Origin of the sequence: Sulfurovum sp. (assembly GCF_041562805.1) — a bacterium.
In the GTDB taxonomy this organism is placed as follows: Bacteria; Campylobacterota; Campylobacteria; order Campylobacterales; family Sulfurovaceae; genus Sulfurovum.
In genome coordinates this window covers 1-8,708 of the sequence record NZ_JBFFOH010000106.1, presented here as the reverse complement: position 1 = coordinate 8,708, position 8,708 = coordinate 1, and the positions used below count along the sequence as shown (strand labels likewise).

At 35.2% G+C, this 8,708-nt stretch carries 10 protein-coding genes; 1 reads left to right on the top strand and 9 read right to left on the bottom strand.

Annotated elements, in window-relative coordinates; translation table 11 throughout:
* Positions 1-169: 169 nt before the first annotated feature.
* From ABYK33_RS11190 to ABYK33_RS11175, 4 genes are all read right to left on the bottom strand, one after another.
* Positions 170-463 carry an ATP-dependent Clp protease adaptor ClpS gene (locus ABYK33_RS11190; protein WP_373033295.1) on the bottom strand — a complete coding sequence of 98 codons (294 nt, stop codon included), beginning with the start codon at positions 461-463 and terminating at the stop codon, positions 170-172.
* A 232-nt stretch (positions 464-695) separates the two neighbouring features.
* Positions 696-1,484, bottom strand: coding sequence for an NERD domain-containing protein (locus tag ABYK33_RS11185; RefSeq protein WP_373033294.1), 789 nt, complete (start codon positions 1,482-1,484; stop codon positions 696-698).
* 58 nt (positions 1,485-1,542) lie between these two features.
* A complete protein-coding gene (locus ABYK33_RS11180; RefSeq protein WP_373033292.1) occupies positions 1,543-2,034 on the bottom strand; it encodes a hypothetical protein in 492 nt (163 codons plus the stop codon).
* Positions 2,021-3,181, bottom strand: coding sequence for an ATP/GTP-binding protein (locus ABYK33_RS11175; RefSeq protein ID WP_373033290.1), 1,161 nt, complete (start codon positions 3,179-3,181; stop codon positions 2,021-2,023). The genes ABYK33_RS11180 and ABYK33_RS11175 overlap by 14 nt, the downstream gene beginning before the upstream one ends.
* Positions 3,182-3,899: 718 nt before the next feature.
* On the opposite strand from ABYK33_RS11175, the gene ABYK33_RS11170 reads away from it, so the two are divergent.
* Positions 3,900-4,670 (top strand): hypothetical protein, encoded by a 771-nt coding sequence (locus tag ABYK33_RS11170; RefSeq protein ID WP_373033289.1) that lies wholly within the window; start codon positions 3,900-3,902, stop codon positions 4,668-4,670.
* A gap of 48 nt (positions 4,671-4,718) precedes the next feature.
* Here the strand turns inward: ABYK33_RS11170 and ABYK33_RS11165 are convergent, their stop codons facing one another.
* From ABYK33_RS11165 to ABYK33_RS11145, 5 genes are all read right to left on the bottom strand, one after another.
* The gene (locus tag ABYK33_RS11165) at positions 4,719-5,198 is read right to left on the bottom strand and encodes a hypothetical protein (protein ID WP_373033288.1); all 480 of its coding nucleotides are present in this window, start codon (positions 5,196-5,198) and stop codon (positions 4,719-4,721) included.
* 6 nt (positions 5,199-5,204) lie between these two features.
* On the bottom strand, positions 5,205-6,272 hold the full coding sequence (locus tag ABYK33_RS11160; RefSeq protein WP_373033287.1) for a hypothetical protein: 1,068 nt from the start codon (positions 6,270-6,272) through the stop codon (positions 5,205-5,207).
* 109 nt (positions 6,273-6,381) lie between these two features.
* Entirely contained in the window at positions 6,382-6,858 is a 477-nt protein-coding gene (locus ABYK33_RS11155) for a hypothetical protein (protein ID WP_373033286.1), read from the bottom strand.
* 44 nt (positions 6,859-6,902) lie between these two features.
* On the bottom strand, positions 6,903-7,370 hold the full coding sequence (locus tag ABYK33_RS11150; protein WP_373033285.1) for a DUF4411 family protein: 468 nt from the start codon (positions 7,368-7,370) through the stop codon (positions 6,903-6,905).
* A gap of 2 nt (positions 7,371-7,372) precedes the next feature.
* Positions 7,373-8,542 carry an ImmA/IrrE family metallo-endopeptidase gene (locus ABYK33_RS11145; protein ID WP_373033284.1) on the bottom strand — a complete coding sequence of 390 codons (1,170 nt, stop codon included), beginning with the start codon at positions 8,540-8,542 and terminating at the stop codon, positions 7,373-7,375.
* Positions 8,543-8,708: the final 166 nt, after the last annotated feature.

Sequence of the window (8,708 nt, the reverse complement as noted above, 5' to 3'; positions counted from 1 at the left end):
TCTTTCTCCTAAACCTGAACGCAACTGAACGCTAATCATACCACTTGCGCGGTGTGCCGACACTTCGATAAGCACTGCAGCCGTAAAACCATTGCCTTTCAAAAGTATTCATATAGCTGCGTAATGTTTAAGCCGATGCTCTTGCGATGGTCACTGCGTCCGCACGCGCCTACTGCTCTTCGACGGAACAGCGCATGGGAAACCCCTCTTTGCGCGCCTGCTGCTGCACAAGAGAGGCCTTGGTCTCCGCAACTTCATAGGTGTAAATACCGCACAGCCCTTTGCCCTTGGTATGGATGTCGTGGGTAATGTCGTCTGCTTCGAGGACGCTTTTGTGAAACACGGTGCAAATAATGCGGACGCAAAACTCCCACGTCGTGTAGTCGTCATTGAGCATGAAAACAGCAAACTGTTTGGGTTCGCGTGTCAGAAGTTCGGTCTGGTTTTCGAGTTGTGTTGCCATAGGGTTAGTTTAGCATATTTAATGAAGAGATGATGACACTGACCTCTTGACTAGATTTTCTTTGCATCTCTATTCTCTTGTAACAAATCAGCGCATCATACTGCAAAAGTAGTGGGTTGTCACCTGACCCTAAAATCCATAAATCCATAGAGTTAGTTTAGCATATTTAGCGAAGAGATGATGACAGAAAGACAGTTTGCTTGAGCTCGTCGATCCGGCCTGAAAAGATTACTTATACAACCTGTGCGGTGTGCCGGCACTTAGGGTAACTGCTGCAACCATAAAACTCATTGCCTTTGTTTACACCCTGCTTCGCTACACGCAAAACCAGTGGACTACTACACCTCGGACAGACGTTTTGGTTTGCTTTCTCTTTGACGATCTCTTTAACATGTCTAACATGTTCTCTGAGTGTTTTAAAACTGTTCGTCAGTCTGCCGGACTCTATCATAGAAACAATCTGTTTGACCTCGGCAGGTGTGATGATCTTCTCTGTTTTGGACATTATGTAGCGTACAAAACCGCCCGCGTACGTCACATTCGGAGGCATCTCTGTTTTGAAAGTGCTGTCGCCAACAAAGACGACAACGGAAAATATCTTGCCTGCCTCAATCCCAAGTGTAGACTCCATGGTCTTTACATGCTTGTAGTTTTGATGCAGCGGGTTTTGAAAAGTGTTGGTATGTCTGTATATCTTCTGTGTCCAGCTCTTCTGCTTCTCATTCCCAAAGATCCATCCTCTCATGTTCTTCGTCTCAATAACAAAAACACCGAACTCGGAAACAACAATATGGCCTATCTGCGTCGTCCCATCCTCAGTCGGAAGCGTGACGTTTTTCAACAGATGATACCTCTGCTTGTCCAGCCGGATATTTACAGCAAAGTTGACAAGCATCTCACCCATCAGGCCTTTGCCGAATGGTGATTTGAAAAAGAGGATAATCAATGCTATTGGTATGAGGTACCACATCTGAATTATTATTGTTAGTAATGTAGCTACTAATACTGATAAATCGATCATCAACTTTAACACCTTCTAAATAATTCAAGTAAACAATTAGACTATAAGGAATGCACTCTTATTTTTTTATTTTGTAAAACATATGATCTTTATCTAAAAAAACGACATAAAATGTATTTACATCATATCTTTTGGCTGTCACTTTATGTACAGTGTTATCATACGTAGAAGGCAAAACAAACCCAATCAACCTCACTTTAGCTTCTAATCGAAACCTACCCCATTGTGCTTGATGAGGAATATATTTGGGATGCTCAAAGTCAGAGTTCTTTGGAAAATCACCATAAATTTCTAAAATATTTTGTTTTCCATTTTTTTGATTTTTCCAATAAGACAACGGTTCTTTAGAGTAATTGACTAATTTTTCTAACAATTTTATAAGTTCATTATGACCCCAGTCAGAAAAACCTTGTCCAGCAGGTTGCGAGGAATCAAAATATGAAAAATTGAATTTACATCTAGATGTTAATGTATCACCATCATTATCAAGAGAGGATGTAATAATATCTTTTAGAAGTGCTAACGTTTTAGTATTTTTAAATTTCGCCATAATTTATCTTTGGTTTTCCACCAATCTTTCCAGTATTATAAACTTTAAATATAGAACGATCATTTCTAAGTAAATCACCAGGAATTTCATCCAAGCGATATAAAAAACTTTCATTCTCTTCTTTATTAACTAAAACTACTTTATATTTACCAAGGTTGTCCATTATGTCACTGTTATGCGTAGTAAAAATCAATTGAGCATTTTTAGTATTAGTTTTTTTGTCTTCGAAAAGTTCAATAAGTGTAGGTAAAATATCAGGATGCAAATTAATGTCAAATTCATCTAATACTAATATTGACCCTTCTTCCAAAGCAATCTTATAGAAGCCAAGGCGTTGATATAAAGTTTTTACTCCACTAGATTGGTCATATATTGTCAATGTTTTTTGAGTATTTCCAACTGTGTGGTAAAAAATAGGAAAATATTCTTTTTCATCGTTTTCTTCATCCTCTCGTTCAAATATCTTAATATCATTTATGCCAGTATCAGATTGGATAAGGAGTTTTTTTACAAAAGAAAAGACTTCTTCATTAGTATAATAAAAACTCGAGGCAATTTGCGTATTTGGAAGCTTATCGTGCATTCCTAAATAACTAACATTTGGTACCATTATTTTTAAAAATAAATCATAGAAAATATCTAGTTCTTTTACTTCATACTGCTTAGCTGTACTAACTATTGAAGCATTCTTTCTTAGTTTAACGATATCCAGCTCTTTGAACTGCTCAGTTCTATAATCTAATTTATTCTTTTTTCTTTCAATTAACTTCGTTGATCTTTGCGTTTTCTTGTATATAGTTTCAGAAATAATTTCATGCTTTGTTAACTCTACTTCATATTTGTACTGAATATTATTATCCAAGAAAATGACATAAATATTCGTCGGCTCTTCACTATCAAAATAAGAATTTATAAAAATCTCATCTTCTGGTTTATAACTAAATGACTCTGTCACAAACTCTTTAATAAAGGACAATACTTTTAGAACATTAGTTTTACCTGATGCATTAGCTCCTTTAATTGCCAATACATTTGCAAAATTTTTATTATGAGAAATGCTTTTAGGACATGTTTGTCCAAGTTCTAATGACACTTCAAAGCCTTCTTTAAACGAAAAGAAGTTTTGTGCACCAAATTTTAGCAACATGTTTTTCCTTGAATATATTAAATTGACAAGATTATATAATAAGATTACAAATAATTGCTTTATTATTAGGTAATCTCGTCAATATATGTCATATTTACCACTTAAGACTATATTTTTCTACATACCCGCAAGCAAAGGGGTCGGGTAACCAATATTAATTGTGCCCTCGGGGATTGAGTTTGCACTTGAAAATCCATCAAACAGTACAGAAGTTCAATCTTACATGATCTTAAATAGTGTATTTTCTACGCCAAACTCGGAGTTAGAACTAACACAGAGTTAAAAGAGTACAAATAGCGTTCAAGATTTAACCTTAAACTATAGCTCGCTAATTATAGAGGCACACTACTGTTTAAACTTAGGAAGACCGTTTCTAATAATCCACTCAACAATAGCAAGGTTTACACCTTCGTAGTCATAAAATTTAGGGTCAGTCGCCACCTATGAAATTCATCATAAATGATACCAAACGTAACTGATTTTCTTATATTTAAGCCAACGGGTCGTCAATTACAATATCTCGTGAACCGCATAACGTTTCTTCTGACTTTTTTAAAATACCCAATTCTTCGTATTTAAATGCTCAAAAAAAGTCTTATCATGCGTGATAAATATCAAAGCCCCTTCATGCTCTTTTAATGACAGAAATTTACAACTATTTGCCTTTCTTTCCAATTGAGATATACTATTGGAAACTATGATTTAAAGGCGACACCAAATGAATAAAATACTATTATCCACATTGCTTTTATTACTTGTAGGGTGTTCAGACAGTAAAAAAGAAACAGTAGAATCTACTCCAGCTCCAGTTATTCAAAGTGTTATGAATGAAGATGTTATCTTATTTCCGAAAGCTTCTATTACTTCATCTGGACAAGCAGTCATCGAATGTCGCACTAACCTTCCAGATAATACAAGTGTTCTGATTTCTCTTGAAAATGAAACGTTAGGATTTAATGCTCAATATAAAACTTCAGTAAGCGGAGGAATGATTAAAAGTGTTCCTATGGGTCCAGCCTCCGGCTTAAAAAGTGCCAAATACTCTGCCCAAATAATGATTCCAATTATAGAAGTTCAACCTGATAGTGTTAAAGCTGTGTTGGGTAAGCATGGAGAACATATGAATGGATCTTTGGTAAATAAAGGTTCTATCGGGAAAACAGCTTCTATTACATTTACTTTCCAGGCTGGATCATATGAAGATGCTAAGAAAGAAGCCGTTAACCATGACACCCTGGTTGCAGATATTAAAGCTAAATTGAAAGAGTTGGCATATGAAGGTATTGCTATGAAAAAGCTTTCATTGTCTGAATGTGGAAACAGTATGAGAAGATATCAATCTGAAGCAGACGCGTTAAGAACTAAAGCCAATTCACTGCCAATGAAATATATAGAAATGAAGGCAGCCACAATTGAAGTGAGAATGTGTGTTTCATGTAAATCTTCATCAATTGATTCTTGTGATAGTGTTCTATCAGCTATAAAATAACCAAACAGAAAACTTTTACCCTGTAGCAGGGAAATGAGGAATAACTTGTTAGCTGTAGGAGCTAAACCCTATAATAGTGTACAGCCCTTCATTGGTTTCATAGACTTCAAATGGAGAACCATCATAATTAAAAAAATAAAATTTTGAGGGTGATTTTGGTTGTGACCAGTTTCGGTCTTTTATTACTTTTTTTAACTTTTCATATTTAATCATACCCTGAGAGTATGTTTTTGCTAGATGAAGGATTTTATTCATAAATTCTTTTTCTTCTTTATACTTACTAGCATTTTTTGTTTTCAGTTCAATGGTTACTCCATAATGTACACAGCCACCAATATTAATTCGAACTTCGCCTTCTTTAACGGGCACCACTAAAATAAAGTTTTTATCTACCAGAAAACTTCCAGGATATTTTTTCTGAAGTTCGATATTTTTTTCCACTCTGGTATTTTGGTTTAAATCACAATCATCAGCTATTACCGGTTGTCCAAATAGGCCTAGTATTATTATAAATATTGTTTTCTTCATTTCTTCCTAGTCATCTCTACGCCATCCTGCCATCCCGTCACAACAATTGCAACCAGAAACATAACTATTCTGCATGTCTCCTGTATTAAAATCACTGCACCATTCACAACGTTCAAGTGAATCAAATATCCTGAGACATTGAGTACAAACCCATTTGTCATTTTCAGTACGCACTACAGTGTAGTAACCATTGCAATAGCTACAATTTGCATCATCATATGAATCATCACCTTCCATAGCAGCGATATGCGCAGCACCATTATCTGTTAATGCTACACCAACATCTTCAGGTTTTAATTCATATTTACAAGATTGACAACAAGGAGAGGTCTCTTCTTCTGAAATAGTGATAATTTCATCGCATTCAGGACATTTAATATTTAGGCATTTTTCAACAAGTCCACAAACTAAACACTTTGATTCGTAAATGATATTTTCTGTGTGAACATGTATTTTAGATTCAAATCCACAAGATGGGCATTCTTTAAACCATGCACCTTTTTCCGTTTGTATTTTTAATTCTGGTTGCAAGCTATCAAAAACTACTTGGAGGAATTCGTGTCGTTGTCTTAAAGCCGAATCAAGTTCTGAAATTTTTGTGTTCCATGATATAAATTCATTTTTCCATTTATTCAATAAAAGCTGATGCAAGAAATGCCAAGCTTTTAATTGCTGTTTGACTACTTTACGTGTTAACTCCTCGCTTTCCTCCTTTGATTGAGCCTCATGAAAGAAATGGACCATTTTATTTCTATGATTGGCAACTTCTTTGAATGCTTCTATCTCAGATGGCGATAAACCGCTACGCACAACTTTTTTTAGTTTGGTTGCTGCTTCGTCAAGAGTAACAGACTGGAAGTCGCCTGCAACAAATTTATCCCAGTCCGGCTCTTGCTTTTTTGCTATTACTAACGACCAATGTTCATGCATCAAGCGAGCTTTTACAAGCAACTCAACTGCTGCGTAAAAATGGATAATGGAATACTTGGGTTGTTCTTTTATTTCCGATATTGCCTTGAAAAGAAAATCAAAAGCATTTTCAACAAGACGACTAAACATTTCTTCTTTTTTCATGTAATCCTATAACTTTAAAATTTAGGCATAACGTTTAAGCTCAGCCGACGCTAAATGCAGAGTGTAACGAAGCAAAACGCCGCATTTACTGGTCGGCTGGAGCGCCTTGTTACGCCTTGATGCTGCCAAAGTTGGCATTGTATATACCAAATAAGTTAAATATTTCTTCATTTTCTAGCGTTGAAATAGCAATAGCTTGTTTCTCATAACTATTTCCGCTCTTTTTCTCTTTTTTAGATGAATAATATACGTAGCCATCATCATCTATAAGTTTCCCCCTATCATCTTCAGATTTTTCTTTAAGTTTTTCATATGGAATCACAAGTGGCGTGAATTTACTTCCCTTGTATCTAAGTAAGACAATCACCAAGTAGTCGAATTCTTTAGTTATAAAAGTTCCTTTTACCGCTGCCTGCCCACTTGCCTCCCAATTTATGCACTTGACTTGTACTCGTATGGTCTTGTTGCCATCAAGTACAGCAATGTCCCAGCCCTTTTGAGTAAGGCCATTTGCTAAGTATGCTTCCTTGCCATCTAAAAGAAGCTCGCATAAACAGTAATATTCTCCGATAGCGTCGCTACTCATTTGTTTTTTCCTTTGATTGCTCATTTTGTTTGTTACATATTGAACTAAACACGTAAACCTTCTCTTCTAAACATTTCTACTAGATTAATACATTCTATACCCAATGCTTTACACACATTAGGAATTTTTGGTCGAGTTGGTGAGTTACTGTATTTCTCTTCTGTAACAAGAGAACAACCCGTATACATTGCTGTTGCAACTATAAAAGGATCGCCACTTGACTTATTCTTTTTCAAATCCAATAATCCAGGATACTCTGTTAATATTTTTGTTGCCAATTTTTGTACATTTCTATCTAGTGGATAGAAAAAATCAAGTTGCTCTTGTGCCCATTTTAGAATTTCATCATCAAATACATTTAGTTCCTCTAGAACATCTTCAGCAGAAATAAGCGTACCACTTTTAGAAAGGTTTGAAATTTTTTCCCAAGCAGTTGGGAAAACATCTTTTGGATAATTATGTCGCATCTTAGTGAGTGAACAAGTGTCAATTACATATTTTGAAGCCAACATTCTTATCCTTCCAAACTTATTTCAATTTTTCTAAAATGCTTTTCTTTAACCCCTAAATAATCTGAAGCATCACTTGGTGTAATAAGTGAAGAATGCATTGCATCAATAACTAGTGATACAAATTGTTTTCCTTTTGCGCTGACTACATCAACCGACGGAGGTACGAATCCTCCTTTATTGCGTTTTTTGCTTTCGATTGCTTCTTGCTTATACCGTTCTCTATTCTCTCCATAAAATGCTTGCGTCGTTAAATCATAATCTAATAGTTTCCTGAGAACAACTTCTCGACTTACACCAAAATCTCTAGATATAGATGCTAATGTTTGATCGCTCCAAGATTCTTTTTCTGTTACCTGTATTGCTGGATAACTCAACAAATATTCATCTGGTACTAATACTTGTGCAGCAACTTTATTACAAAATATTTCAAGCTTTTGTTCATGTGCAGGCATTTTGGTATTAGCATGAAAATCACATAGCCCACTTGAACGAAGAAGTAAGTGTGTAAACTCATGCAATAAGGAGAAAGTTCTCGCGGAGTAAGGGTCTTTTCTATTCACAACTATGAGAGGTTTTCTTTCAAAATATACTGAATAAGCTCTCATTTCATTAAGACTAATTTTTGTTGACTGTAAGACCAAAACACCATAGTCCGTTATTGCATCTCTCCATGCATTAAATGCAATTCTTGATTCTCTAAATTTTTTCTGTTTTGCAAATGAAATATCTAATTCTTTGCGTATTCTTTTTGCTACATATATTGGATCATCATTAATATTGCATTCTAATTGAAATGTTCTAGTTTTTTCACCAAGTTCTTCTTCTAGTTCGATGGCTATCTCACGTACATTTAAATTTGAACGGAGATCTATATAGATTTCTGGGTCAATATCATCAAATGTTGTTCCATGGTGACGTCTAAAGTCTTTAACTGGAGCCTTAAATGATTCAGGTGGCTGAGGTAAAAAAAAGGCACCAAAATTAACTTTATAACAATTTGCAGCATTCCGCAGTTGCTTTACAGTAGGTTGTTCTTCTCCAAATTCCCAACTCTTCAATTTGTCTTCAGTAACACCTAGTTTTTTTGCTGCATAGTGCATATCCATACGTGATATTTCCCTTGCCCAAATTAGTAATAAGGGATTTATATTCGCACGATGACTATTAGCCATATTCTCTCCGTATAGTTATGTAACTATTTATTAGTGCACATTCTATGCAATATCGACTTAAATGGTAAATATTTGAACACTGAATTTGTTAGTTTCAGATAAATAGACTAAGTAATGACGTTTATAGATCATTTAGTGGGAAAAGCGTGAATTTCGGGAGAAAAGG

Bases quoted from the DNA above. Each gene is read 5' to 3' on its own strand.
- ABYK33_RS11145 (WP_373033284.1), bottom strand. From the start codon at position 8,542: ATGGCTAATAGTCATCGTGCGAATATAAATCCCTTATTACTAATTTGG.
- ABYK33_RS11185 (WP_373033294.1), bottom strand. From the start codon at position 1,484: ATGATCGATTTATCAGTATTAGTAGCTACATTACTAACAATAATAATT.
- ABYK33_RS11180 (WP_373033292.1), bottom strand. From the start codon at position 2,034: ATGGCGAAATTTAAAAATACTAAAACGTTAGCACTTCTAAAAGATATT.
- ABYK33_RS11160 (WP_373033287.1), bottom strand. From the start codon at position 6,272: ATGAAAAAAGAAGAAATGTTTAGTCGTCTTGTTGAAAATGCTTTTGAT.
- ABYK33_RS11155 (WP_373033286.1), bottom strand. From the start codon at position 6,858: ATGAGTAGCGACGCTATCGGAGAATATTACTGTTTATGCGAGCTTCTT.
- ABYK33_RS11150 (WP_373033285.1), bottom strand. From the start codon at position 7,370: ATGTTGGCTTCAAAATATGTAATTGACACTTGTTCACTCACTAAGATG.
- ABYK33_RS11175 (WP_373033290.1), bottom strand. From the start codon at position 3,181: ATGTTGCTAAAATTTGGTGCACAAAACTTCTTTTCGTTTAAAGAAGGC.
- ABYK33_RS11170 (WP_373033289.1), top strand. From the start codon at position 3,900: ATGAATAAAATACTATTATCCACATTGCTTTTATTACTTGTAGGGTGT.
- ABYK33_RS11190 (WP_373033295.1), bottom strand. From the start codon at position 463: ATGGCAACACAACTCGAAAACCAGACCGAACTTCTGACACGCGAACCC.
- ABYK33_RS11165 (WP_373033288.1), bottom strand. From the start codon at position 5,198: ATGAAGAAAACAATATTTATAATAATACTAGGCCTATTTGGACAACCG.